Consider the following 23,043-nt stretch of genomic DNA (forward strand, 5'->3'; position numbering starts at 1 on the left):
GGAGACCCAGATGGCACAGATAGAGACGCAGCGAGGCGTGCTACAGCCCTTTCTTCCCGCCGACGCCGGCCAGCTCACGGAGGAGCTGAAGGGCTGCATCAACAACTGCCTGTCGTGCTCGGCGGTGTGTCTGCAGACGGTGACGTACTGCCTCCAGAAGGGGGGCCGGCACGCGGCGTCCGACCATATCCGCCTGCTCCAGGACTGCGTGCAGATCTGCAAGACGAGCGCGGACTTCATGCTGCGCGGCTCGCCGCTGCACACCCGCACCTGTGGCGTCTGCGCCGAGGTGTGTGACCGGTGCGCGGCCGAGTGCGAGAAGATGGGGGATGACGCGGTGATGAAGGCGTGCGCCGAGGCGTGCCGCCGCTGCGCGGAGTCCTGCCGGAAGATGAGCGCGCAGGCCTGAGTCCTCCGGGGGCGCCTCGGTGCGACGAGGCGCTCTCGCTCTCGCGGAAGAGGAACGTGATGCGGCCATTGGGCTCGAGGAAGGCCTTGCGGACGGTGCGCAGGTCGTCCCGGCCCTGGCCGCGCAGGTGGCTGAGCAGCTCCTCCCAGGAACTGCGCGTCTTGCCTCCTCTTCCGCCAGGCTGTCCGGCGGGCACGGGCGTTCCCCGGGTGGCCGCGAGAGCGCGGGCGTTCCTACGGTGAGGAGCGGACGGAGGCGAGCATGGACGAGCGGAACGAGCGGGGAGCGAGCAGCTCCATCCTGTCGGAGCTGATGACGCAGGGCCGGCGGGTGGCGCGGGCGGGGATGACGCGGGCGCGGGTGGAGATGAAGGAAGACGCGCGCGACATGGGGAAGGGCGGCCTGTTGTTGGGGGCGAGCGCGTGGATGGGGATGACGGGTTTGAGCGCGCTGGTGCTGGCGGCGGCGATGGCGATGCCGAGGAACCCGGTGCGGGGTGTGCTGCTGGCGGGACTGGGGTTGCTCGGGGGCTCGGTGGCGTTGGGGCTGGTGGGGCTGCGGACGCTGCCGAAGGAGCCGCTGTCGCAGACGAAGCAGGCGCTGAAGGAGGGGGCGGCGGTGCTCGAGGAGAGCCTGAGCTGAGCCACCCCCACCGCGCTCAGCGCACGAGCAGCGGACGGAGGGTGCGGTGGGCGATCTCCAGGCCCGTCTTCACCTTGTCCTCGGTGCCGCCCCAGACGGGGTCCTCGTGCTCGACGGAGAGGACGCCGTCGAAGCCGCCCTCGTACATGGCGTCGATGAGGCGCACCCAGTCCACCTGCCCGAGCCCGGGGACGCGGTAGCGCCACCAGCCCACGTCCCAGGGGTTGTCGCGCTCGCGCGTCTTGCCGAAGAAGCCGTAGCGGTTGCGGCGCTCGGGGAAGAGCTGCACGTCCTTGGCCTGCGCGTGGGGGATGCGGTGCAGGTAGGGCCGCACGGCCTCCACGGGGTCGACGCCGATCCACATCAGGTGGGACGGGTCGAAGTTCAGGTACAGGCCAATGGAGAACATCCACTCCCAGAGCTCGGGGGAGTAGGCCAGGTTCCCCGGGTAGCCATCCGGGTGCCAGCCCTCCATCACGCAGTTCTCGATGATGACCTTGACGCCCTTCTCTCCGGCCCGGTCGACGAGGGGCTTGAACACCTCCTCGGCCACCCGGAGGTTCTCCTTCACCGACTTCGTTGGATCCCTCCCGACGAACGTCCCCACGGTGGGGCAGCCCAGGAGGCTGGCGGCGTCGATGCAGCGCAGCACGTGCTGGTTGATGGCCCTCCGCTCGGTCGGATCCGGGTGCAGGTTGTTGTCGTAGTAGGCGAGCGACGACAGGGTGAGGCCGTTGCGGCGGAACAGCGTCTGGACGGCCTCCACGTCGGCGGAGCCGAAGGACTCGGCCTTGAGGTGGGTGGCGGTGAAGGGCCGGTTGCCCAGGGCGGGCCAGGCGGCCACTTCCAGCGCCTCGTAGCCCTGGGCCCTGGCCCAGGTGGCGATCTCCTCGAGGGACCTCTGCGGCAGACACGCGGTCAGGAAACCGAGCTTCATGCGGGCACCTCCACCCAGGACTGGGTACGAGCGGACGCCAGGACGGCGTCGGTGATGCGGGCGGCGCGGACTCCATCCTCGAAACGGGGGAGACCGTCGGGCTCGGCGCCCGCGATGGCGGCGTAGGTATCGGCGACGAACAGATCGAAGCAGTCGTGGTAGCCCTGCGGATGGCCGGCGGGCAGCGGCGACAGGCGGGCGGCGGGGGCGGACAGGTGGCCCGGGTCGCGCAGGACGAGCGACGGGCCGGAGCGGCGGCCGACCCACAGCGACTCGGGCTGCTCCTGGTCGAAGGCGAGGGCGGCGTCGGCACCATCCAGCTCGAACCAGAGCCGGTTCTTCCGGCCGGGGGACACCTGGCTGATGACGAGCGAGCCCACCGCGCCCAGGTGCGTCTCGAAGTGCACGAGCGCCACGTCCTCGGTGCTGACGGTGACGGGGCGCCCCGAGCCCTGGCCGGAGGCGAACGCGTTGACGGACTGGCGGGCGAGCCGCTGGGCCACGGTGGTGGACAGCCGGGCGGAGACGCGGGTGATGCGGTGGCCGGAGACGAACTCGACCAGGTCGCACCAGTGGGAGCCGATGTCGGCGAAGGCGCGCGAGTCGCCGCCGCGCTCGGGGTCCACCCGCCAGTTCCAGTCATCGGGCGAGGCCAGCCAGTCCTGCAGATAGGTGCCGTGCAGGAGGCGGAGGGGCCCGGTGGTGCCGGCGACGACCTGGGCGCGGGCCTCGCGGACCGTCGGGTAGAAGCGGTAGACGAAGGGCACGGTGGCCACGCGGCCGTGGGCCCGGGCGGCGTCGAGCAGCCGCTGGGCGCCAGCGAGCCCCATGGCGAGCGGCTTCTCGCACACCACGTGCTTGCCCGCCTTCAGGGCCGCGAGCGCCAACGGCTCGTGGAGCGCATTGGGCGTGCAGATGTGCACGACGTCCACGTCCGGCGCGGTGACGAGCGCCTCGGCCGACTCGAAGTGCCGCTCGGCGCCCAGCTCCCCGGCGGCCTTCCGGGCCGACTCCGCGCTCGAGGAGGCCACCCCCACGAGGTGGGCTCCGGCCAGCCGCGCCGACCTGGCGTGCACCCGCCCGATGAACCCGGTCCCCGCGATCGCTACCCGTAGCTGCTTGGACATACGCCGGATGGTAGGGGGACTTTGCTCGGCGAACAAGCAGAAGTCCCCTTGCTCCAGGCCCTCCATTCTTGCTCGGTGTATGAGAAAGCGCGGACTTTCATCGCTTTTCAAATGAAGCCCGGGGTCTCTATTCTGCCGGGGGTGAAGACTTCCACGCGTCATGTTTTTTCGTCGAGCCCCGCCACGACGGGTGAGCTCCTCCAGCTGGTGCGCGAGGGCCGGGCGATGTCCCGAGCCGACCTGGCGCGAGCGACGGGGCTGGCGCGCTCCACGATTTCGCAGCGTGTCGAGGCGCTCATTGCCCACAAGTTGCTCACCGAGTCGGGCGAGGGTCCGAGCACGGGCGGGCGTCCGCCGATGCGGCTGGCGTTCAACGCGCGAGGAGGCGTGGTGCTGGCGGCGGACCTGGGGGCCACGCACTGCCGGCTGGCGGTGACGGACCTGGCGGGCGAGGTGCTGGCAGAGCAGGCCGCGGAGCTCGCCATCGCGCGAGGGCCCGACGAGGTGCTCCCGTGGATGCTGGACCGCTTCGACGAGCTGCTCCATGCGGCGGGCCGGACGGGGGCGGAGGTGAGGGGCGTGGGAATCGGGGTACCGGGTCCCGTCGAGTTCGACGAGGGGCGGGCCGTGAGTCCACCCATCATGCCGGGGTGGGACGGCATCCGGATTCCCGAGCGGGTGCGTCCCCGGTTCCCGGTGCCGGTGCTGGTGGACAACGACGTGAACCTGATGGCGCTGGGCGAGTACGGGGCGGTGTGGCGCGATCAGGTGGAGGACCTGCTGTTCGTGAAGGTGGGGACGGGGATCGGCTGCGGCATCATCGCGAGCGGGCGGGTCCACCGGGGGGCGCAGGGGACGGCGGGGGACGTGGGGCACATCCAGGTCAGCGACCACTCGGGCGAGGTCTGCCAGTGCGGCAACGTGGGCTGCGTGGAGGCGCTGGCGTCGGGCTCGGCGCTGGCGGGCCAGCTGCGGGCGCTCGGCCTGAGCGCGGCTCACAGCCGGGACGTGGTGGAGCTGGCCCGAGCGGGACAGCGCGACGCCGTGCGGCTGATACGGGCCGCGGGGCGCCGGCTGGGCGAGGTGTTGGCGGGGGCGGTCAATCTCTTCAACCCCGCGGTGATAGTGATTGGCGGCGACATGGCGCACGCGCACGAGCACCTCTTCGCGGGGGTGCTCGAGGTGGTGCACCGGCGCTCCACCCCGCTGGCCGCGCGCCACCTGCGGCTGGTGGCGAGCAGCCTGGACGACCGGGCGGGCATCATGGGGTGTGCCCTCGGGGTGGTGGATCAGGTGCTCGCGCCGTCGGCCATCGACGCGTCGCTGGCTCAGTACACGGAGTCGGGGAAGTAGAACTCCCTGGCGTTCTCCGGCGTGATGAGGTGGACGTCGAGCTTGAGCAGCCGCTGCGTCTGGCCGGCGGCGCGCTTCTCCTGGAGCTGGCTCTTGTCGATGCGCAGGTGGGCGGGGAGCTTGTCGGCGATGGCCTTCTCGTTGCCGTCGCGCAGGTTGGCCACGGCCAGGTCGATGCTGGCGGCGATCATCGCGGGCGGGTAGGTGATGTCGGCGGGGTAGAGGGGATCCTTGTCCATGACGCGCTTGACGATGTCCTTCATGCCGCCGCCGCCGAAGAGCCACATCTCGTTCTGACGCCCGGCCTCCTTGATGGCCTTCTCCGCGCCCAGGGCCATGTCGTCATCGCTGGCCCAGACGGCGTCTATCTTCTGGAACTGGGAGAGGTAGCTCTGCATGACCTCGAGCGCCTTCTGCTGGTTCCACATGCCGGGCTGGGCCGCGAGCACCTGGATGCCGGGGTTCTGCTTGAAGACCTCCATGGCGGCCTCGTAGCGGTCGGTGTCCACGGTGGAGGGGATGCCGCGGAGGATGACGACGTTGCCCTTGCCGCCGAGCTTCTGGACGATGAACTCGGCGCTCTTGCGGCCGAAGGCCTTGTTGTCGCCCTCGAGGAAGACATCGGCCACGGGCTTGAGGAAGCCGCGGTCCACGTTGACGATGAAGATGCCGCGCGCCTTGGCCTTCTCGGCCACGGGGGTGATGGGGGCGGACTCGGTGGCGAGCACCACCAGCCCGTCGACCTGCTGCGCCATCATGTCCTCGATGTCGGACGTCTGCTTGCCGGGCTCGTTGGCGGTGGCGAGCACCCACTCGACGTCCGGGTACTCGGCCATCTTCTTCTTCGCCCACCAGCCGACGCCCGCCGCCCAACCGTGGTCCGCGGCCGGGATGGAGATACCAATCTTCAGCTTCTTCGCCGTGGGTGCCCGCGCGGCCTCACTCTTCTCCTCGCTCTTCTTGCAGCCCGGCAGGACCAGGACGAGGGACAGCGCCGCGAGCATCGTGAACAGCCGCTTCATGCGTGACTCCTCCGTTGCGTTGTTTCGTTACAGCCGCTCGGCGCGCTGGAGCAGGACCGCGCCGATGATGATGACGCCCTTGACCAGACCTTGCAGGTACACGGAGACCTGCAAGAGGTTGAGCATGTTTCCGACCACGCCGAGGATGAGCACGCCAATCACGGTGCCGGCGATGGTGCCGGCGCCGCCGCGCATCCGCGTGCCACCGATGACGACGGCGGCGATGACATCCAATTCGTAGAGGAGCCCCGTGCCCGAGCTGCTCACCGAGTTCATCCGGGACGACAGCAGGGCGCCGGAGATGCCGACGCACAGTCCCAGGAGCGAGTAGGTGAGCAGCTTGACGCGGTTGACGGGGATGGCGGAGTAGACGGCCGCGCGCTCGTTGCTGCCAATGGCAATCACATACCGGCCGTAGCGGGTGAGGTTGAGCAGGACCCAGGCGGAGGCGGCGAGCACGAAGAAGATGACGACGGGCCAGGGGAAGAGCAGGGGGATGGGCTCGGGGGCGCGGGGGGCGATGTTGGTGCCCGGGATGGCGAGTCCACCGGTGCCGAGCGCCTTGAACCACTCGGCGCTGGCGGACCGGAACTCCCCGCCGTCGGCCAGGGCGAGCGCGAGGGAGCGATAGGCGGCCAGCCCCCCGAGCGTGGCGATGAAGGGCGCGAGCTTCCCGCGGGTGATGAGGGTCCCGTTGAGGACTCCGGCCACGGCGCCCAGGGAGATCATCACGACGAAGGCCACGGAGGCCGCGGAGAGCTCGCCCCAGCCCTGGCCCATGAGGTGGTTCATCAGCAGGATGCCGAGGCCCCCGAGGAACGCCACGAGCGAACCCACGGACAGGTCGATGCCCCCGAGGATGATCACGAAGGTCATCCCGACGGCGATGATGCCGACGAAGGACCACTGCCGCAGGATGTTGAGCAGGTTCTCGGGGCTGATGAAGGTGCTGGAGCCCTTGGTGCTCCACTCGATGAGGATGGTGCCCACGATGAGGACGAGCAGCGCCACCGCTGGCACCCACCACGAGGGCAGCGTTGCCATCCACTCGCGCGGCGTCGGCCTTGCCTGTCCTTGAACCAGCGCTCCGGTGTCGTTCGTGTCGCTCATGGTGTTGTCTCGGCCTCTGTTGCGTGCGTACTGGCTGCTCGGCTCACGCGATGCCCGCGGCGGCGTGCATGAGCTGCTCCTCGGTCGCGGTGGCTCCGTCGAAGGTGGCCACCAGGCGTCCCTTGTGGAGCACGGCGAGCCGGTGACACATGCCGAGCAGCTCGTTCATCTCGGAGGAGATCATGATGCAGGCCATGCCCTGCGCCGCGAGCGCCTGGAGCAGCCGATAGATTTCCTCCTTCGCGCCGATGTCCACGCCACGCGTGGGCTCGTCGACGATCAGCACCTTCGGAGCCATCTCGAGCCATCTGGCCAGCGCGACCTTCTGCTGATTGCCGCCGGAGAGGGTCTCGACCGCGCGTCTGGGCGTGGCGACCTTGATGCGGAGCGTCTCGATGTGTTCGCGCGTCGCCCGGTCCTCCGCCGGGAGATCGATCAGGGCGAGGGGCGTGCGGCAGTACTTGCGGAGCGACACGAGGGTGGTGTTCTCGGTCACGCCCATGCCGAGGACGAGGCCGGTGCCCTTGCGGTCTTCCGACACGTAGGCGAGACCCGCGGTGGCGGCCTCCCGGACGTCTCGGATGGACAGGGGAGCGCCATCGACGAGCAACTCGCCGCGTCCCCGCCGGAGTCCCATGATGGCCTCGGCCATCTCGGTGCGGCCCGCGCCGATCAACCCGGCGAAGCCGAGAATCTCACCCTCGCGGACCTCGAAGCTCACGTCGTGCACGAGCCCGGGAACACTCAGGCCGCGCACCGCGAGCCGCACCTGCGAGCCATGGGGCCGGCGAGGGGGGAAGTGCTCGCTCATGGGCCGGCCGACCATCATGCTGGCCAGCTCGCGCTCGCCGAGTGTCTTGATGCTCGGCCCCTCCACGGAGGCCACCGCGCGCCCGTCACGCAGGACGGTGATGCGATCGCAGATGTGAAGGACCTCGGGCAGGAGGTGGGAGATATAGACGATGGCCACGCCCTGCTGCTTGAGGCGCTGGATGAGCGCGAGCAGGGCGCGAGTCTCGCGCTGGGTGAGCACCGCGGTGGGCTCGTCCATGATGAGCACGCGGGCGTCGGTGGACAGGGCCTTGGCGATCTCCACCATCTGCTTCTGGGCGAGCGAGAGGGAGCGCACCATCCGCTCCGGGTCGATCGGGCAGTCGAGCGCCTTCAACAACTCGACCGAGCGCTCGCGGGTGACCTTCCGGTCGATGAGTCCGCGCCGGACGTGCTCGCGGCCGAGGAAGATGTTGTCGGCGACGCTGAGCTCGTCCACGAGGTTGAGCTCCTGGTGGATCATGGCGATGCCATGGCGTTGGGCATCGCTGGGGCCGCGGAGGGTGACCTCACGGCCGCGGATGAGCACCCGTCCCGAGGAGGGCGTGTACACACCCGAGAGGATCTTCATGAGGGTGCTCTTGCCGGCCCCGTTCTCGCCGACGATTCCATGAACCTCGCCGGCCATGAGGGACAAGCTCACACCGGCGAGCGCCTGAACACCGGGGAAGACCCTGGTCAGCGCCTCGACGCGGACGAGCGGTGTGTCTCTTCCCTCCGGCGCGTGCTGTGTCCCGACCAGTTTGTTCATGGTTCGAACAAACCTATCGCGACTGACGAGAGAACCCCGCCAGTCCAGACATCTCACGAGAATAGAGTGTCGACCACAAGACAATCTCCCCTCTCCCTCCGGGAGAGGGTCAGGGTGAGGGTATGTGCCACTCGGGATGCACCCCCGGACCTACTGACGAGCCTCCGTGCTGCAGACGAAGTAGTGCTGATGGGGACGGCACCGTGCGTTCACGACGTCGCTCCAGTTCTTCTGGGGCCAGATGGTCTGGGCCCAGTGGGCGACCTTCTTCACGAGCTCGGGGCTGACGCCGTGGTGTTTGAATTGGGGTAGCAGATACCAGAGCTTGTCACCGGCGGAGCCGTCGTAGTTGCCGGTGAGCTTCTCCCGGGTATTGGCGACGGTGCTGTTCTTCCACCAGAGGGAGGGGGGGAAGTCGTTGGACTTCTCCCACCACGCGTAGAGGAGGGCCTCGAGGATGCCGCGACGCTCCTCCTGGGAGATGTCGGCCCATCCCTTCATGAAGCTTGGAGCCACGAGCCGGCTGATATCCGCGACGGTTTTGGTGGCCCACCCGGGAGAAGGAGTGTGAGGGCTGATGGGAGAGGCCTTGAGGGAGGGACGGATGCGCTGTCCATCGGTGCCGATGGAGTTGTCGGCGATCTGCATGGCCTTGACCAACCAGAGGGTCAGCAGACCATTCAAGGGGACGTAGGGCTTGGGGGTGTTCTGGAGCTCGCCGAGGAAGGCATAGGCGTAGGGCCAGTCGATGGGGCGCTGTCCGTCACGATGAGCACCATCGGCGTGGTTGCCATTGTAGAGGATGAACGAGAGTTGGTACCAGGCGGCGGAGAAGTAGACGAACATCAGAGGGGAGTTGTTGTTGATGCCCGTCCTGTCGCGATGAAGGCCCAGCAGGTGGGGGGAGGTGTCGAAGCTGTAATTGGTCATCCAGCCCCAGTCCTCGCGGGACTCGGAGAACAGCTGCTTCTGGTGACCCTCGAGTCCGAACTCCTGCATGATCTCCCACATCTTGACCATGGCCCAGAGGGCGGTGGAGTACATCTTCTGGCCGTACACCGAGTCATGGCCGATGAGTGAGTCGGGGAGCTTCTGCTTCTTGCCGGAGGACGTGTTGCACCGTTGGGAGTTGGGGTACCTCGGGCAGAGGAACTGGTAGAGGGCGAGATTCCACTGCTGACTCGCGAAGTGCAGGCGGGTGAAGTAGGGCGAGTACCCGTTCTCCCGGACGTAGCGTGCGCGGGCGCGCATGGTCGAGGCGTCTTCGGCGCGGCCACCGGACTTCCCGTTGTAGAGCGTGTAGGCCGGGGACTCGAGGAAGTTGCTCCCCCACGCGTCCATGGGGTGGATGGTGGGAAGCCAGTGATTCCAGTCGGGGAGCTGGAGGGGGATGGGCGTGGTGCGGGTATTGAGGTAGCCCGTGGTGCGCACGTCGCCCTGTTTGATGTGGGGGAAGCGGGGGAAGATGTACGGGAGGATGTCGCGGTCCTTCTCGAGGACCTGGTCGATACCGGCGCCCGCGGCCCAGTGCGCGACGGGCTGGGAGCCAACGCGAGGGCCGGGTTGGTAGGGAGGGTTCCAGGGGCGGCCGGGATTGGGGACGCCCTGGAGGGTGCGGATATAGGAGGCGATCTGCTTGCCCTCCTTCTCGGACAGCCCGTGGAACCTGGAGCGCTCGATGATGGCCTGGTTCGAGTAGTTGAAGTATTTGAGATCCCTGCCGTCCTGGGTGTGGCAATCCATGCAGTGGGCCTTGATGCGGACGGGCCGCTTGCTGGATTGAACCAGGGCCGCGGTGCGCCAGAGCGCTTCGCCGGCCTTGATGGATTTCTTGTCTGGGAAGGGAGGCCGCCAGGTGTTGGGATCCTCCTGGGTGAACTGGCTCTCGGCGAAGACGCGGCTGCCATCGGGGCGGATGAAATTGAGCTTCAGCACGCGGAAGCCGATGGAGCGCCCATCGGTGTGGTTGAGCCGGAAGTGGATCGTGTTGTTCCCGGGCGAGAGGACACCGGCGGGGAGCTGGATGCGCAATGGGAGCGTGGCGAAGGCGCCCCCAATCCCACCGAAGTTCTTCCCGAGTCCCTCGACGGAGGCGGTCGAGTTGTTGAGGGAAATCCAGGTGCCGGTGTTGAAGCGGATGCTGGCCTTGTTCTCGTAGCTGAGGTTGTGGACCTGGAGCCAGAGCTCGAGGGGGGAGTGGGCATCCCGCTCCGAGATGGGCAGGGTGACGGAGCTCTTGGTTCCATCCTTGCCGATGACCTCGATGGGCAGGGTGATGCCGAGAGACGGGGCGCGTGGGGCGGCGGCCAGGGCCCGTGGCGCGTGGATGCAGAAGGCGAGCGTGGCCAGGGAGAAGAACGTGAGGAGGGCCGCACGCGACACCGGCGACGGTGGCGAGTCGCGATGGGGAGTGGGCCGCTCTACCTGGTGGGGGCGCATGCCCTGAATCTACCGCGAGCCACGCGGCGGTAACGGGGACCGGTGCATGAACCCGCGCCTTCCTGCTCGGTACAGTTCCCGTGCATTTTTCGTACTCCCTGTTCCAGAGAGGAAGAGGGGGCACCCGTCACGGTCCTGGACACCCAGGGGCCGGCACGTATTCTCGGCGTTCCCCTCCGTGGGCGCGCATTGCACCCAAACCAGGTGTCCGATGGTCAAGCTCAACTGGCTCCAGGTGAACAGGTTCCGCTCGGTGAAACCGGGAACGCGGCTGACCTTCAACCCGGGCTACAACGTGCTGCTCGGGCAGAACGGCACCGGGAAGACCACGTTGCTCAACCTGGTGGCGGCGGCCGTCAAGTCGGACTTCAGTGAGTACAAGGAAGAAGAATTCGACCTTTCGTACGAGCTCGCCTCGGACAAGGGAACGGTCACCTTTTCGGTGCGCAATGAGAACCGTGCTTTCTCTGGGGCCGAAGGTGCTTCGTTTCGGAAACTGGGAGAGCTGTCGCCCGAGGGAATGATATTCTCCCCGGTGCTCTCCGTCACAGCGGTCGTTTCCATCAAACAGACGGGACTTCAAATCAAGCTCGATACCGAAGGCAAACGCGGCTCGCTGCTGCGTATGGATGGGCCAACTCCAGGAGAACCTTTCGAGATCGACCTGTCTGACCTCGCTGAGTTGACGCCAGGGTTTGCGCTCTTCTACGGATTGTCGCAATGGGAAGCCAATGCGTCTGTTGTACCGAAGCCATCTTCCGAAATCGCCGAACTCGGCGAGCTCATCCTCTCCGGGGTTGAACGCTTCGATGAGTCACTCGAGTATTTCAATAACCTGGGACGACTTCATGTCACTTTCTACCGAAGGACGGATGGGTCCGTTTTCCCCGGTCGCGGCACCTTCGATATCCCCACGGGGATGCAGTTACGTGGTCTGGCGCAAAAGAAGTGGGGAGCAGACCGGTATGTCCTGACCGATGCCCAGATTCATTTCCTGAACCGCACAATTCAGCTTCTTGACATTGAGTCCGCTGAAGCAATCATCGAGCTGCAGGACTCGAGCAAACAAGGGCAGTTCGCCTTCATGCGTCTTGGCGGCATGCGATTCTATTTCAGCCACCGGGGCGGCTGGAAGATCTCGGAGAAGATGCTCAGCTATGGCCAGAAGCGCATGCTCGCATTCATGCACTACCTGGACACGGCCCGGTCGGTCGTCATCGCCGACGAACTCGTGAATGGCCTCCACCATCGCTGGATTCGCTCCTGTTTCGAGGCCATCGAGCAACGACAGGCCTTCCTCACCAGCCAGAATCCCCTCCTGCTCGACTATCTGAATTTCCAGTCTCCCGAGGAGGTTCGCTCCGCCTTCGTCCTCTGCGGGTGGGAAAAGGGCCCCGAGCAGATGGTCTGGGAGAACATGTCCGAGGAGGCCGCACGGGACTTCTTCGACTCCTACAAGGTCGGGTTCCAACAGGTCGGCGAGCTGCTTCAATCCAAGGGGCTCTGGTGAGCGGCCATCTCTCTCGTCCCTCGGTCATGGTGCTGACCGAGGACTCCGGCACGGGCGCTCATGACACCGTGCGCGCCCTCGTGAAGGAGATGCTCAAGCTGCTCGTTCCCGGTGTGCGGACCCACTGCATCGACTTCAAGCCCCTGGCAATCGAGCGAGAACGAGCGCGAATTCAAATCGCGCATGCTTCCTCCCATCGAAGCCGGTGTGCGTGCCTTCATGAAGCAGCCTCCGGACTCCAACGCTCCCAGCGAGCGCATGAAGAGGCTCCGCCTGCTCGTCCCCTTCTACAGCATCGAGGCCTGGGTCTATCAGAACACCCGGGAAGCCAGACACCTGTGCGAGGAAGAAGGCTGCAAGCAGTGCCATGTGAAGATCGCGGAGTGGGAGAAGAACCGCGCGAGCCTCGACGAGGTCACCCATCCCAAAGGAGCGCTCTGCTTCCAGGACAAGTACAACGCGCATCTGGCCTCCTCGGGATTTCCGGCCCGGGAGGTCTTCGATGCCAAGGCGTCCTTCTCTCGCACCGTCATGGGCCTCCTGGAATGTGACGAGCTGACCACCGCACTGGAGCAGACCTACGCCGCCCCTGATTCACAGGCTCCCTGATACAGGGACCCGAAGCAGGGGCGCCACCTTCCCGAGGAGCACCGACGTGACCATTGCCGTGCCAGCCGAGGCCCACCATGCCCGAGCCTTCATCTCCGCCGACATACGCGGCGGCAACTCCACCTGGGTGTTGCCGGTGGGACGGGAGCCAGGTGCGGTCGGAGCGGCGATCGACATGGCCCGGGTGCTGGCGCGCGAGACCGGAGTGGAGGTGACGCTCGAGGTGGAGGGCCGGGACTTCCGGTTCATCGCGCCGGAGGGGGAGCTGAGCCTGTGCCTCCACGGCCTGTTGGGTGGACTGGCGCTCGCCCGACGCGAGGGGCGCATCGCTGGGGAGGGGCGGGCCGTGACGGTGACGACCCCCTCCGGGGAGTTCACGGCGCGGGTCGAGGCGGTGGACGCCCACACCTTCGAGGTCTCGGTGGAGTTGGGACGGCAGCTCCTGGTTCCGGTGGAGGCGGGACGGGAGTTGCGAGCGGCACTGGCCGCGGCGCTCGGGCTCACGCTGGAGGACCTGCCCGAACGACTGTGGAACGCGGGCGGGGCGCGCCTGAAGACGCTGGTTCCGTTGGAGTCGCGCGAGCGATTGGCGGCGATACACGTCGAGCCCGGGTCCATCGCTCGCATCGCTTCTGAACTGGGCTGCACCGGCTTCTACGCCTTCGTGGTCGAACGTGCGGATGCGATGGGTGCGCACCTCGCCGCGCGGCAGTTCCCGGCCGGGATCGGCATTGTCGAGGATCCGGCCACGGGAGGCTCCGCCGCCGCACCCGCCTTGTGGCTCAGGCGGGTCGGGGGACATCCCGGGCTCGAGCGTCTGACCATCACTCAAGGCGAGGACATGGGACGTCCGTGCCGCCTGGTGGTGGGACGGTCGGGCGAGGACGACGCGAGGGGCTGGTGGGTAGGCGGTCGCGTCGTGCTGTGAGTCCGCCCCGATGGCGTATCTGGAGGACGGGGGCATATCCCGAAGGATGCAAGCTGTATCAACCGCATGGACAGCGCTTCCCGCTCTCCTCCGGGCTGGGGCTTCAACAACTTGTCCGATTGTCGGGCAAGTTGGATAAAAGAGTGGCAGGAACTCGAGGCATTCGAGTGGCGGGTGGGCTGGGAGTTGGACCCGGACCTGCGGCTTCCGGGTTCTGCCCATCACGTGAGGGAGGCGAAGGATGGAGCGCGAAACCAGTCGGATGACGCTGAGTGACGAAGACCGCCGCCTCGTCGGACTTTGGGCTGCCGATTGCGCCGAGCGGGTGCTGCCGCTGTTCGAGGCGCAGGCTCCCTCCGACACCCGTCCGCGCGAGGCAATCGAGGGGATCCGGGCCTTCTCGCGCGGGGGAAAGCGGACAGCGCGGCTGCGCTCCGTTGCCTGGGCGGCTTACGCAGCCGCACGCGAGGTCGGCAATCCGGCTGCCACAGCCGCCGCTCGCGCCGCGGGTCTCGCGGCGGCAACCGCTTACCTCCACGCATTGGCAACCCCTCACCAGGCGAAACACGTCCTTGGGCCTGCTGTGTACGGGGCGCGGGCCCGCGAGCTCGCGGCGGGCGACGAGCCCAGCGTCGGTGACGAGGAGATCCGATGGGCGATCGAGCACGCCTCGCCGGTAGTTCGCGAGGTTCTGCGGCGGATGCCGGTTCGCGGCGCTGGTCGCGGTCGGCTGGACGACCTCTTCTACCAGCTCGACGCGGGCCTTCGCCGCTGACGAGCCATCCGCGCCGCTGCGGAGCGCGCTACGCGCGGGGGACTATTACGCCCGTGAATGGGCGTTCCCCGCCTGCGCGTATTAGCCAGATCCGGCCTACTGCAAGCAGATCGCCAGGTCCTTCTCGGATTTCTTGGAGCAGGTCGTGCGCACCCGGCGCAGTCTCTACTGGATACCAGACTGACGCCGCGCCTCACCGTGATGCGGAGGCGGGGCTCGGCCCACGTGCCCCGCGTCACTCTCACTGACCGACCGACTGGGGCGGCGGCTTGGCACTGAAGACGGGCGCGTAGCACTCTCCCTGGTACTCGAAGATGGCATCCGGGCACGGTGCCTTCAGCTTGTGAGGCATCCAGCAGGCGCCCACCAACTCGACCTCCGTGTAGCGTGTGCAGGGGGGACGCTTCTGCCCCTTGAAAGGCTCGCGTGGCAGGGGCCGGGCGAGAAAGGGGAGTCCCGGGGGCGTGGTGTCCCCGAGGCCGCTGGTGAACGAGTCCGACACCACCGTGTCCGTGGGCGCCTCCTGGTCCATGGGCGCTGGCGCGCTCGCCAGGGAGTCCGGCTCGCTCGGCGGTGGGGACGCGAAGTCCATGCGCGCCAGGGCGAAGCCCAGGGCGCACGCCAGGGCAACGCCCGTCATCACCCATCCCAGGTGCCGCCAGTGACGAGGCTCGTCAGCACCGGAGACGGCCTGGGACATGCGACGCACTCCGGCGAGCACATCCGCCAACGTGCACACCAGCGTCTCCGTGGATTGCTTGTCGGGGGCCACGGACCAGGGTGTCTGCTCCACCTCCATCGCCAGGTAGCCCGGCGAGGCCGAGCTGACGCAGCGCACCCGCCAGTCCGTCAGCGGCTCCGAGCCGTCCGCTTCGGCGGGCTTGAACAGCAGGGCCGCCGCCCCGTTCGTCTCGTTCCTGGCTCGGAAGAGCTCACCCCGGCTGTGCTCGTCCAGCGGCACCTGCTCGCGCAGTTGGTAGGGCCCCAGCCGCTCCACTTCCTCCCAATTCGACTCGTCGCTCTCGTCCACGCGTGCTCCTCGCCGGCCCCGAGCACTCAAGGCCCGGTGCCCTCCTTTGCACCGAGCCGTGCTCCCGCTCCAGGAGGTGCGTGGTGGCTCCGGGCTGGCCTACTCCACAAGTGCCCTCACCATGGGCGCCCGGTCTGGTTCCGACTCGCTTCAAGGCACACAGGGGTTCCCGCTTCGCCAGGCCGCGGGCCTCAGGCCGCCCTGGCGCCCGCCACGTACTCCCGCTCGTGGATGGCGTGTACCCTCTCCAGGACCTTCCGGCCTCCAACGGCTGATGTGCGGCATCGAGCACGCGGTGCGCATCGGAGGCGAGCGGCAGGTGTTCGCCGAGCGCTACCTGACCATCCTGCTGGACGGCCTACGACCCCCGGCGGGGTGAGCGCTCAGGGCTCGGGGTGGCGTGGGGTGTGCCCCGCTCGGTAGGCGCGTGCTACACCTCGGAGGAGTCCGGGAGGTCGCTCATGGCGATGCATGTCCCTCGGGTCCGTGTCGTGCGGCATGCGTCGGACCTGGGGAACTGGGAGATGGTGAACGGCGACCCGGACCCGCGGCTGGCTCCCTACGTGCGCGAGTATTGCGGCTTCGTGGAGAGCACCCCGGGGCCCATGCGGCGACGTGAGTTCCCCTCGGCGCAGGTGGTGCTCATCATCGACTTCGGTCCCACCTTGCGCATCCTCGACCCGCGCCAGGAGACGGTGGTCGCGCGGCACCGGGCCGGCTTCGTGGCGGGCCTGCACGACTCCTTCGCCCTCACCGAGACGCCCGGCTCCTCCTCGGGGGTACAGGTGAACTTCACGCCCCTGGGCGCGCGCCGCTTCTTCGGGTTGCCCATGGAGGAGCTCGCGTGCCGGGTGGTGGGCCTGGAGGACGTGCTGGGCGCGGAGGGCCGCCTGCTGACGGAGCGGCTCCAGGATGCGCCCGGATGGGAGGAGCGCTTCTCCCTCCTGGACGAGTACCTCGCCGCGCGCCTCACCGCCGCGCGTGGTGTGCCCGAGTGGGTGGCCTGGGCCTTTCGCCGCATCGAGGAGAGTGGCGGCCTGGTGGAGGTGGGCACGCTGGCGGATTCGCTCGGCTTCAGCCACCGCCACCTCATCGCCCGCTTTCGCGAGCACGTGGGGTTACCGCCCAAGCTGCTCGCGCGCATCGTGCGCTTCGAGCGCCTCCTGGAGCAGGTGAAGTCCGGCGGCCGGCCGGCCTGGGGAGAGCTCGCGCTGGAGCACGGGTACTACGACCAGGCGCACCTCATCCGGGACTTCCGCCAGTTCACCGGGAGCAGTCCCCGCGAGTTCCTCCTCCGCCAGCTGCCGGACAACGGTGGGGTGAGTGGGGGCTGAGTCCCGCGCGCCCAGGTCAAATCCGTCCAATACGGGGGATGTCTCCCCGCCTATATCTCCTGGCGGATACTCGCTGAACCCCAGGAGAGACACAGATGACCACCGATACCGCGCCGACCCTCTACCCCAACCTGCGCTACCGCGACGCGGCCGCTGCCCTGAAGTGGCTGGCCGCCGCCTTTGGCTTCGAGGAGCAGCTGGTGGTGCCCGGTCCGGACAACACCATCGCCCACGCCGAGCTGCGCTTCGGGACGAGCATCCTCATGCTGGGCAGCGTCCGGGACGATGTGTTCGGCGCCCAGGGCGTCATGGCCCCCTACGTCTACGTGCGGGACATCGACGCCCACTGCGCTCGGGCCAGGGCCGCGGGGGCGACCATCGTGATGGAGCCCCGCGATACCGACTACGGCTCCCGGGACTACTCCGCGCGTGACCCGGAAGGGTACGTCTGGAGCTTCGGCACCTACCGGCCCTCGCCGTCCCGGTAGCGTGCCGAGGCTCGGGCAGCGCCCTGGCTACTGGGCCGCCTTGGGGTCCATCCACATGACTTCCCAGTGGTGGCCGTCGATGTCGTAGAAGCTCCAGGCGTACATGAAGCCATGGTCCTGCGAGTCCATGGCGTGCTTGCCGCCCGCGGCGATGGCCTTCTTGACGAGCTCGTCCACCTCGGCCCGGCTGCTGCACGACAGCGCGAACAGTCCTTCCGAGTACCGGCTCGTATCGCAGATCTCCCGCTTGGTGAACGTCTTGAAGAAGGGCTCCGTGATGAGCATCGCGAAGGCCTGCTCGCTGATGATCATGCAGGCCGCCTTGTCGTCCGTGAACTTGGGATTGAACTCGAAGCCGAGCTTCGAGAAGAACTCCATGGACTTCTTCAGGTCACGCACGGGCAGGTTGACGAAGAGCATTCGGGACTGGGTGGCTGCCATGTTCTTCTCCTCGGAGTGAGTGGGTTGCTGCTTCGAAAATAGGGTTCCTGCTTCATTGACGGCGCGCGCGGCCCGGAATCATCGGTCGTGCCGCGCGCTATCTCGTATTACTTCGTGGCCCGGACCGGAAGGACGGCGCGGAGCCGTTCATCCCGCAGCCAGAGCCCGAGCCAGAGCAGCGTCGCGATATAGACGGGGAAGAGCGTGTGGGTGAAGAGCGGGTTGCCGACCCGGACGTGGGTGGCGACCGCGCCTCCGAGGTAGCCCGTCCACAGGACGGCCCCCAGCACCGAGAGCCGCGGAACGAGGTACACGGCCAGGCACGCCAGTTGAACGAGCCCGAGGCCGAAGAGCACGCTCACGGGGTAGCCGAGCTCCATCGTCCCCTGCTGCGCCTCGGGAATCTGGAGCAACTTTCCAGTGGCGTCGAACAGCAGGAAGAGGACGGCGAGGCCGCTGAGGATGCGTCCCGTCCACAGCGCCTTCTTGGCGGGCTGGGTGCCCGTCCGCGTGCGGGTCTCTGGGGCGGAGTGCTGGAGCTCGGTGTGGGTCGTCGTGGTCATGGGTCCTCCGTGGAGTGGATTCGACGGTTGGACCGCCACGATCGACGAAAGTCATCGGTCGGCCGAAAAAAAGATCGCGGGCCCCCCCCATGCCCGCCAGGCCGCCGCTCAGTTGGGCGGGCAGAAGACGATGTCGAAGTCCTCGGCGTTGCAGGCCGCCATCACCGTGTCATCGCCGGACCACGAGTAGGACTGGGAGCAGGCCGCGTCGAAGTACCGGGCCACGACGCTGTTGGGGTTGTCGCGGTCGCGGCTCACGCAGGAGATGACCTTGCCGGCGGCGTTGCGGAACTGGCCCTCCGCGGGGCAGCCCGGGAGCAGGTCCATGGGGCAGCTGCGGGTCTGCCCCGAGCAGGTCGTCCCCCCACCCAGCTCATAGGGAACGATCTTCAGGGGGAGGTTGTGGGCATCCACGTGGCTGAGGTTGAACCAGTCCCAGCTGGTGTAGGAGTAGAACACCTCGTTGAAGCCGAACTCCGCCAGGGAGTGCTTCTCGAAGCCCGGGTCCTCGCCCTTGCGGAAGCCCCAGTAGCGCTTGGTCGGCATGTACGCCGTGACGGAGCCGATGGTCCGGCACGCTTCCTGGCCCGAGCCCAGGGTGCCTCCGGTGATGTTGTTGCCGGCGAACTCGACTTCGAAGGAGCACCTGTTGATGAAGCGCAGGGTGGTCTGCCCATCGGCGACGGCGCATCCGCGGCCCGGGTTGTCCGAGCCGCCGCCGCTCACCTTGTCGAGCGTGTAGAGCTGGTTGGTGGTGCCGGTGTACGGGTACTGGACGTACTCCGTGCCGTTGGCCGCCGAGCCCCAATACAGGTCGATGACCATGTCCGTGTGGCGCGCGTGGATGCTGAACTGGTTGTTGCCCCGGGCCACGAACCTGAACTGCTGGTTGTTCCCGCCTACGTACGTCCACTGATGCACCTTGGCGTTCTGCGCGGTGCTGTTTTCGGAGATGTCGAGCGCCTTGTTGCTGTTGACGTTGATGATCTTCCAGTACCCATCCGACGTCGGGGAGATGTGGAACTTCTGCGCGTTGCTGCCGTTGCAGTCGTACTGCTGCACCTTGGCTCCGTCCGCGGTGCTGCCCGAGGCGATGTCGATGCACTTGTTGGTCGCGACGGAGCGGATGACGTAGTCACCCTCCGAGATGCTCGACACGATGGCCTCGCTCTGGAGCTGCCCGCTCTCCTCGGCGGTCTTCGGCTCGATGACACCGCATCCCACCAGGCCACCCAGAACGCCCAACAACGACAGACAGCGGTACACCCTCCTATACGTCATGATGCTCTCCTTGCGATTGGCTGAGAGGTGGGGGACCCACCTCTCTCTTGGTCGGAGCAATCGGTATGCCAGGAGCCGCTTCCCATGGAAGAACTTGATTCCATGGAATTGAAGGCGGTGCGGTCCAAATGACGTGGTGACAACAGTTACCACCCCGGGACAACAGTCATCACCCTCGAGGCGCGCTCCGGGCGATGGAGGTCCCCGCGAGCTTCAGGATGTTGAACTCGACGCGGCGGTTGTTCTCCCGGCCCTTCGCCGTCTTGTTCGTGTCCACGGGCCGCGTCTCGCCGTAGCCCACCGACTCCAGCCGGTTCGCGGCGATGCCCTCGTTGATGAGGAAGGCGCGCACGTTGTCCGCCCTGCGCTGCGACAGGTCCCTGTTGCTGGCGTCATCGCCCTGGTCGTCCGTGTGGCCCTCCACGCGCAGCAGGTGGATCTCCGGGTGGGCCTTCAGCACCGCCGCCACCTGCTTCAGCGTGTCGAAGGACTCGAGCAGGATGACGTCCTTCGCCGTGTCGAAGTAGACCTCGTCCACGACGATGCTCGTGCTCCCCAGGCGGGCCTTGCTCCCGGCCACGTCGCGGCAGTCGTTCTGGACCTTCGTCACGAGGAGGTCCTCGGGCCGCGAGGAGGGCGCGAGGGGCGCCACGGGAGCGGGCGTCATGGCGAGGGGCGCGGGAGGAGGCAGCGGCCGGGAGAGCCGAGCGCGCTCGCCGGGTTGGGTCCAGTCGATACCCGCGAAGAGGCGGAAGCCGGGAGTGCCGTAACCGCGCGTGAGGCCCGGGCCTCCGCCCACGTGCGCCAGCAGTCCGTCACGCACGCGGTATTGCACCGAGGCGAGCACCTCCAGCGGAGCCTCCGTGGAACCGCGCGCCAGCCCGAGCGCGCCCGCGACCTGGGCCTGCACGGCGAGCCGCTCGCCCACGGGCACCCGGGCTCCGACCGACAGGGACAGCTCGGTGCCGGCGCGCAGGTTGAAGAGTCGCAGCTCGTCGCGCACCTGGGCGCCCAGGTTGGCCACCACGCGCACGCCGCTCGCGGGGGCCCACTCCCCCACCACCTGGGGCCGCACGGCCACGCCCGCGCCGCCACGGAAACCCTGGCCGCCCGCGGTGGGCAGCAGCACGGGGAGGGCGAGGCCCAGGTGCAGCGCGCCCCTCGAGTACAGGTGCGCCTTGGGCACCAGCCGCAGGTCTCCCACGCCCGCGCCGCTCACGCCCTCCGCGAAGGCGGGGGTGATGGCGGCGCCCCGCTCGGAGGACTGGTAGGTGATGGGCAGCGCCACGCCCAGCTCGAAGCGGTTCCACAGCGACAGCGAGCCCATCAGGTCCACCGTCACCTGGTGGGCCACCACCTGGTAGACGAAGTCATCCTGCCGCACGTCGAGGAAGCCCAGCGGGTTGCTCGCGTAGTCGAGCGAGGCGCCCAGGTGCCAGCCGAGGTGTCCCTCCACCCGCGCACCGTGCACGCCGAGGATGTCCGTGGCGCCAGGGCCGGGTTTGTAGCGCTGCACGTCGATGGCTTGAGTCAGGGGGGCGGCGGAGTCCTGGGCCCGGGCCACGGGAGCGGACAGCACTCCCAGGGCCGCCAGTCCGGCGGCGGAGGACGCCCGGCGGGTGGAGGAGCCCATGCGCCGCGAGCGCATCAGCGACACGCCTCGAACGTGAATGTGACCGACTCACCGATGGCCATCTTCCCGCCCTGGGTCGGCGTGGCGTCCCTACCCAGGTAGAGGGTGAGGGTGCGCGTGGCGTCGTTGAACCACGCCACGTCATCCCCCGGTTGGTCGGTCACGCTCCGGTCGTTCAACATCATGGTGCCGGGGACGTACTGGAGCTGGGCGGGCAGCCGATCCGTGAGCTTCGTGTCCCGGGAGACGTCGTCGCCCGTGTTGGTGGTCGTGATGGTGTAGCGGAGACGATCGCCCGGCCATGCCATGTCGGCGGTGCGCGAGCGGTTCTCCACCGACTTGTACGTCTCCCGGAAGTCCGGGCGCTGGCTCATGCCCAGGGCCTGGCCGGAGCCAGCCAGCAGCAGGGGCAGGGAGAGCAGCAGGGTCATCGCCCAGGACATCGGCGCGAACCACTGCCGCGAGAAGGATGAGGATTGGGTTCGCATGGGTCGCTCGCGGGAAGGTGTTGTCCTGACATCCACCAAGGTGCCAGTGATTGCCTTCCAGCTCTGTGCGCGGACTCACGGCCGGGGTGTGAATGCCGTCACGACCCGGGTCGTCTCATGCCGGCCAGCGGTGGCGTCGTTGGCCAGGGGTCGTTCCGAAAACGCCTCCGGGCAGGCAGGTGACATGACCTGCCTGCCCGGCTCGTTCCAGAAACGAACGTTGCTTCTCAAGGGGCCGCTGCCTGGGCCGAGGCGCCCTGCAGGCGTTCGTACGACTGGTTTCGCAGCAGCGTCGTCCCCTTGTTCATGTCCACGCGCTGCACGGTGCAGCGGTCCCCCTGTCCCAGATCCACCGGCTCGCCCACGTGGAAGCGCTCCGGGCACTCCTGGAGGATCTTCTCCATCGCTTGCCCATCCCGGGTTCGCGACAGGCACGTGGCTCCGTCAGGCGCCCAGGCCGCCTCGAAGGTGGCGCGCGAGGGCTCCCAGCTCGCAGAGGACTCCGTCGTCCGTGAGAGCACGCCCAGCCCGTCGTAGATGTCGATGACGGTGCCTTCGCGGGTGTGGCTCTGGCCGTTGCCGCAGTAGTCGGCGCGGGCCATGCGGGTGCAGGCCTGATGCAACTCCGCCAGGGATTGCCCGTTCCAGCTGGCCCAGGGCTTGTAGCCCCAGCTGATGCACTTGGAGATGACGCCGGTCTCGCACGCCAGGGTGAACTTGCCCGGCACGTCGTGGTGCGCTCCGCTGGCATCCCAGACGCCGCTCACCGCCAGCGCCCGCGGATCGGAGACGGTGCCGATGGCCGCGCAGGGGTTCTCCCACTCCTGGGCCACCGGGTTCCAGGCCTCGATGCGGTACCAGACCACGTCGGGGTCCGTGGGCGAGGGCTCGGCGCCGCACAGGGCGACCTCCACGGGTTTGCCCTGACTGGAGGTGCCCCGGAGCACGGTGCCCACCAGGCTGGTGGCGGTCTGGGAGGAGCCCACCAGGCGCCCCTTCTCCAATCGCGGACTCCCCACCTGGGCATCGCTGCGGAGCGGCGCTTCCAGGTCGACCGAGACGAGCACGCTGCGTCGCTCGTCACCCTGGTGCCTGGCGCTCCACTCCTTCCGGGTGCCCCACAGGAGCGTGCCCTGAGGCTTGTTGCCGCGGTCAGGCGCGTGGCTCTGGCAGCGGCGCGCGTACCGCTCGGTCTCGGACACCGGGGCCACCGTGCTGACCGCCGCGCTCGCCGGGCTCTGGGATCGAGAGGACGCCGGGCTCGCGGAGAACGCGGGCGTGGTGAACAGCAGACACATCGAGGCAATAAGGGATTTGTTCCACGTCTTCATGGACATACCTC

Annotated in this window: 22 protein-coding genes and 1 pseudogene; 9 read left to right on the top strand and 14 right to left on the bottom strand. The window is 67.9% G+C overall.

The features are described 5' to 3' along the window. The first annotated feature begins 10 nt into the window (after positions 1-10). Positions 11-409 (top strand): four-helix bundle copper-binding protein, encoded by a 399-nt coding sequence (locus tag JQX13_RS14895; RefSeq protein WP_203409680.1) that lies wholly within the window; start codon positions 11-13, stop codon positions 407-409. 97 nt (positions 410-506) lie between these two features. Here JQX13_RS14895 and JQX13_RS55915 read toward each other — a convergent pair. After that, a pseudogene (locus JQX13_RS55915) lies at positions 507-605 on the bottom strand (hypothetical protein); the annotation flags it as partial. A 65-nt stretch (positions 606-670) separates the two neighbouring features. Here JQX13_RS55915 and JQX13_RS14905 point away from each other — a divergent pair. After that, positions 671-1,051, top strand: coding sequence for a phage holin family protein (locus JQX13_RS14905; protein ID WP_203409681.1), 381 nt, complete (start codon positions 671-673; stop codon positions 1,049-1,051). A gap of 16 nt (positions 1,052-1,067) precedes the next feature. Here the strand turns inward: JQX13_RS14905 and JQX13_RS14910 are convergent, their stop codons facing one another. Both JQX13_RS14910 and JQX13_RS14915 read right to left on the bottom strand, forming a co-directional pair. After that, a complete protein-coding gene (locus JQX13_RS14910; protein WP_203409682.1) occupies positions 1,068-1,988 on the bottom strand; it encodes a sugar phosphate isomerase/epimerase family protein in 921 nt (306 codons plus the stop codon). After that, positions 1,985-3,115, bottom strand: coding sequence for a Gfo/Idh/MocA family protein (locus tag JQX13_RS14915; RefSeq protein WP_203409683.1), 1,131 nt, complete (start codon positions 3,113-3,115; stop codon positions 1,985-1,987). The genes JQX13_RS14910 and JQX13_RS14915 overlap by 4 nt, the downstream gene beginning before the upstream one ends. Before the next feature lie 225 nt (positions 3,116-3,340). On the opposite strand from JQX13_RS14915, the gene JQX13_RS14920 reads away from it, so the two are divergent. Then, positions 3,341-4,468, top strand: a complete 1,128-nt coding sequence (locus JQX13_RS14920) for an ROK family protein (protein ID WP_203412032.1) — start codon at positions 3,341-3,343, stop codon at positions 4,466-4,468. On the opposite strand, the gene JQX13_RS14925 is transcribed toward JQX13_RS14920, so the two are convergent. The 4 genes from JQX13_RS14925 to JQX13_RS14940 all read right to left on the bottom strand — a co-directional run bounded on the left by JQX13_RS14925 (position 4,444) and on the right by JQX13_RS14940 (position 10,621). After that, a complete protein-coding gene (locus tag JQX13_RS14925; RefSeq protein ID WP_203409684.1) occupies positions 4,444-5,490 on the bottom strand; it encodes an ABC transporter substrate-binding protein in 1,047 nt (348 codons plus the stop codon). The two genes, JQX13_RS14920 and JQX13_RS14925, sit on opposite strands and share 25 nt — an antisense overlap. A 27-nt stretch (positions 5,491-5,517) precedes the next feature. Continuing rightward, entirely contained in the window at positions 5,518-6,600 is a 1,083-nt protein-coding gene (locus tag JQX13_RS14930) for an ABC transporter permease (protein WP_203409685.1), read from the bottom strand. Positions 6,601-6,643: 43 nt separating this feature from the next. After that, the gene (locus tag JQX13_RS14935) at positions 6,644-8,182 is read right to left on the bottom strand and encodes a sugar ABC transporter ATP-binding protein (protein ID WP_203409686.1); all 1,539 of its coding nucleotides are present in this window, start codon (positions 8,180-8,182) and stop codon (positions 6,644-6,646) included. A 150-nt stretch (positions 8,183-8,332) separates the two neighbouring features. Further along, positions 8,333-10,621 carry a hypothetical protein gene (locus tag JQX13_RS14940; RefSeq protein WP_203409687.1) on the bottom strand — a complete coding sequence of 763 codons (2,289 nt, stop codon included), beginning with the start codon at positions 10,619-10,621 and terminating at the stop codon, positions 8,333-8,335. A 211-nt stretch (positions 10,622-10,832) separates the two neighbouring features. Between JQX13_RS14940 and JQX13_RS14945 the strand changes: the two genes are divergently transcribed. The 4 genes from JQX13_RS14945 (at position 10,833) to JQX13_RS14960 (ending at position 14,443) form a co-directional block, all read left to right on the top strand. After that, positions 10,833-12,131, top strand: coding sequence for an AAA family ATPase (locus tag JQX13_RS14945; RefSeq protein WP_203409688.1), 1,299 nt, complete (start codon positions 10,833-10,835; stop codon positions 12,129-12,131). A gap of 183 nt (positions 12,132-12,314) precedes the next feature. After that, entirely contained in the window at positions 12,315-12,740 is a 426-nt protein-coding gene (locus JQX13_RS14950; protein ID WP_203409689.1) for a hypothetical protein, read from the top strand. 46 nt (positions 12,741-12,786) lie between these two features. Continuing rightward, the gene (locus JQX13_RS14955) at positions 12,787-13,668 is read left to right on the top strand and encodes a PhzF family phenazine biosynthesis isomerase (protein ID WP_203409690.1); all 882 of its coding nucleotides are present in this window, start codon (positions 12,787-12,789) and stop codon (positions 13,666-13,668) included. A gap of 241 nt (positions 13,669-13,909) precedes the next feature. Continuing rightward, positions 13,910-14,443, top strand: coding sequence for a putative immunity protein (locus JQX13_RS14960; RefSeq protein WP_203409691.1), 534 nt, complete (start codon positions 13,910-13,912; stop codon positions 14,441-14,443). A gap of 241 nt (positions 14,444-14,684) precedes the next feature. Here the strand turns inward: JQX13_RS14960 and JQX13_RS14965 are convergent, their stop codons facing one another. Continuing rightward, positions 14,685-15,473, bottom strand: coding sequence for a hypothetical protein (locus JQX13_RS14965; protein ID WP_203409692.1), 789 nt, complete (start codon positions 15,471-15,473; stop codon positions 14,685-14,687). A 461-nt stretch (positions 15,474-15,934) separates the two neighbouring features. Here JQX13_RS14965 and JQX13_RS14970 point away from each other — a divergent pair, with 461 nt between their 5' ends. Further along, positions 15,935-16,807 carry a helix-turn-helix domain-containing protein gene (locus JQX13_RS14970; RefSeq protein ID WP_203409693.1) on the top strand — a complete coding sequence of 291 codons (873 nt, stop codon included), beginning with the start codon at positions 15,935-15,937 and terminating at the stop codon, positions 16,805-16,807. Between the two features lie 95 nt (positions 16,808-16,902). Continuing rightward, positions 16,903-17,295: a VOC family protein gene (locus JQX13_RS14975; protein ID WP_203409694.1), complete on the top strand. Its 393-nt coding sequence runs from the start codon at positions 16,903-16,905 to the stop codon at positions 17,293-17,295. 27 nt (positions 17,296-17,322) lie between these two features. On the opposite strand, the gene JQX13_RS14980 is transcribed toward JQX13_RS14975, so the two are convergent. From JQX13_RS14980 to JQX13_RS15005, 6 genes are all read right to left on the bottom strand, one after another. Next, positions 17,323-17,736 carry a VOC family protein gene (locus JQX13_RS14980; protein WP_203409695.1) on the bottom strand — a complete coding sequence of 138 codons (414 nt, stop codon included), beginning with the start codon at positions 17,734-17,736 and terminating at the stop codon, positions 17,323-17,325. Positions 17,737-17,843: 107 nt separating this feature from the next. Further along, a complete protein-coding gene (locus tag JQX13_RS14985) occupies positions 17,844-18,299 on the bottom strand; it encodes a DoxX family protein (protein ID WP_203409696.1) in 456 nt (151 codons plus the stop codon). A 108-nt stretch (positions 18,300-18,407) separates the two neighbouring features. Continuing rightward, positions 18,408-19,580, bottom strand: coding sequence for an RICIN domain-containing protein (locus tag JQX13_RS14990; RefSeq protein WP_203409697.1), 1,173 nt, complete (start codon positions 19,578-19,580; stop codon positions 18,408-18,410). A gap of 169 nt (positions 19,581-19,749) precedes the next feature. After that, a complete protein-coding gene (locus JQX13_RS14995) occupies positions 19,750-21,228 on the bottom strand; it encodes an OmpA family protein (RefSeq protein WP_203409698.1) in 1,479 nt (492 codons plus the stop codon). Further along, positions 21,228-21,701 carry a DUF11 domain-containing protein gene (locus JQX13_RS15000; RefSeq protein ID WP_203409699.1) on the bottom strand — a complete coding sequence of 158 codons (474 nt, stop codon included), beginning with the start codon at positions 21,699-21,701 and terminating at the stop codon, positions 21,228-21,230. Before JQX13_RS15000 ends, JQX13_RS14995 begins: the two co-directional genes overlap by 1 nt. Positions 21,702-21,928: 227 nt before the next feature. Then, positions 21,929-23,032, bottom strand: a complete 1,104-nt coding sequence (locus tag JQX13_RS15005) for an ADYC domain-containing protein (protein WP_203409700.1) — start codon at positions 23,030-23,032, stop codon at positions 21,929-21,931. Positions 23,033-23,043 lie beyond the last annotated feature (11 nt).

It is taken from the genome of Archangium violaceum (genome assembly GCF_016859125.1).
Classification (GTDB): domain Bacteria; phylum Myxococcota; class Myxococcia; order Myxococcales; family Myxococcaceae; genus Archangium; species Archangium violaceum_A.

What these genes read in the sequence shown, in the direction of transcription:
- JQX13_RS14895 (WP_203409680.1), top strand. Translation starts at nt 11, where the DNA reads ATGGCACAGATAGAGACGCAGCGAGGCGTGCTACAGCCCTTTCTTCCC.
- JQX13_RS14905 (WP_203409681.1), top strand. Translation starts at nt 671, where the DNA reads ATGGACGAGCGGAACGAGCGGGGAGCGAGCAGCTCCATCCTGTCGGAG.
- JQX13_RS14910 (WP_203409682.1), bottom strand. Translation starts at nt 1,988, where the DNA reads ATGAAGCTCGGTTTCCTGACCGCGTGTCTGCCGCAGAGGTCCCTCGAG.
- JQX13_RS14915 (WP_203409683.1), bottom strand. Translation starts at nt 3,115, where the DNA reads ATGTCCAAGCAGCTACGGGTAGCGATCGCGGGGACCGGGTTCATCGGG.
- JQX13_RS14920 (WP_203412032.1), top strand. Translation starts at nt 3,341, where the DNA reads ATGTCCCGAGCCGACCTGGCGCGAGCGACGGGGCTGGCGCGCTCCACG.
- JQX13_RS14925 (WP_203409684.1), bottom strand. Translation starts at nt 5,490, where the DNA reads ATGAAGCGGCTGTTCACGATGCTCGCGGCGCTGTCCCTCGTCCTGGTC.
- JQX13_RS14930 (WP_203409685.1), bottom strand. Translation starts at nt 6,600, where the DNA reads ATGAGCGACACGAACGACACCGGAGCGCTGGTTCAAGGACAGGCAAGG.
- JQX13_RS14935 (WP_203409686.1), bottom strand. Translation starts at nt 8,182, where the DNA reads ATGAACAAACTGGTCGGGACACAGCACGCGCCGGAGGGAAGAGACACA.
- JQX13_RS14940 (WP_203409687.1), bottom strand. Translation starts at nt 10,621, where the DNA reads ATGCGCCCCCACCAGGTAGAGCGGCCCACTCCCCATCGCGACTCGCCA.
- JQX13_RS14945 (WP_203409688.1), top strand. Translation starts at nt 10,833, where the DNA reads ATGGTCAAGCTCAACTGGCTCCAGGTGAACAGGTTCCGCTCGGTGAAA.
- JQX13_RS14950 (WP_203409689.1), top strand. Translation starts at nt 12,315, where the DNA reads ATGCTTCCTCCCATCGAAGCCGGTGTGCGTGCCTTCATGAAGCAGCCT.
- JQX13_RS14960 (WP_203409691.1), top strand. Translation starts at nt 13,910, where the DNA reads ATGGAGCGCGAAACCAGTCGGATGACGCTGAGTGACGAAGACCGCCGC.
- JQX13_RS14970 (WP_203409693.1), top strand. Translation starts at nt 15,935, where the DNA reads ATGGCGATGCATGTCCCTCGGGTCCGTGTCGTGCGGCATGCGTCGGAC.
- JQX13_RS14975 (WP_203409694.1), top strand. Translation starts at nt 16,903, where the DNA reads ATGACCACCGATACCGCGCCGACCCTCTACCCCAACCTGCGCTACCGC.
- JQX13_RS14980 (WP_203409695.1), bottom strand. Translation starts at nt 17,736, where the DNA reads ATGGCAGCCACCCAGTCCCGAATGCTCTTCGTCAACCTGCCCGTGCGT.
- JQX13_RS14985 (WP_203409696.1), bottom strand. Translation starts at nt 18,299, where the DNA reads ATGACCACGACGACCCACACCGAGCTCCAGCACTCCGCCCCAGAGACC.
- JQX13_RS14990 (WP_203409697.1), bottom strand. Translation starts at nt 19,580, where the DNA reads ATGACGTATAGGAGGGTGTACCGCTGTCTGTCGTTGTTGGGCGTTCTG.
- JQX13_RS14995 (WP_203409698.1), bottom strand. Translation starts at nt 21,228, where the DNA reads ATGCGCTCGCGGCGCATGGGCTCCTCCACCCGCCGGGCGTCCTCCGCC.
- JQX13_RS15000 (WP_203409699.1), bottom strand. Translation starts at nt 21,701, where the DNA reads ATGCGAACCCAATCCTCATCCTTCTCGCGGCAGTGGTTCGCGCCGATG.
- JQX13_RS15005 (WP_203409700.1), bottom strand. Translation starts at nt 23,032, where the DNA reads ATGAAGACGTGGAACAAATCCCTTATTGCCTCGATGTGTCTGCTGTTC.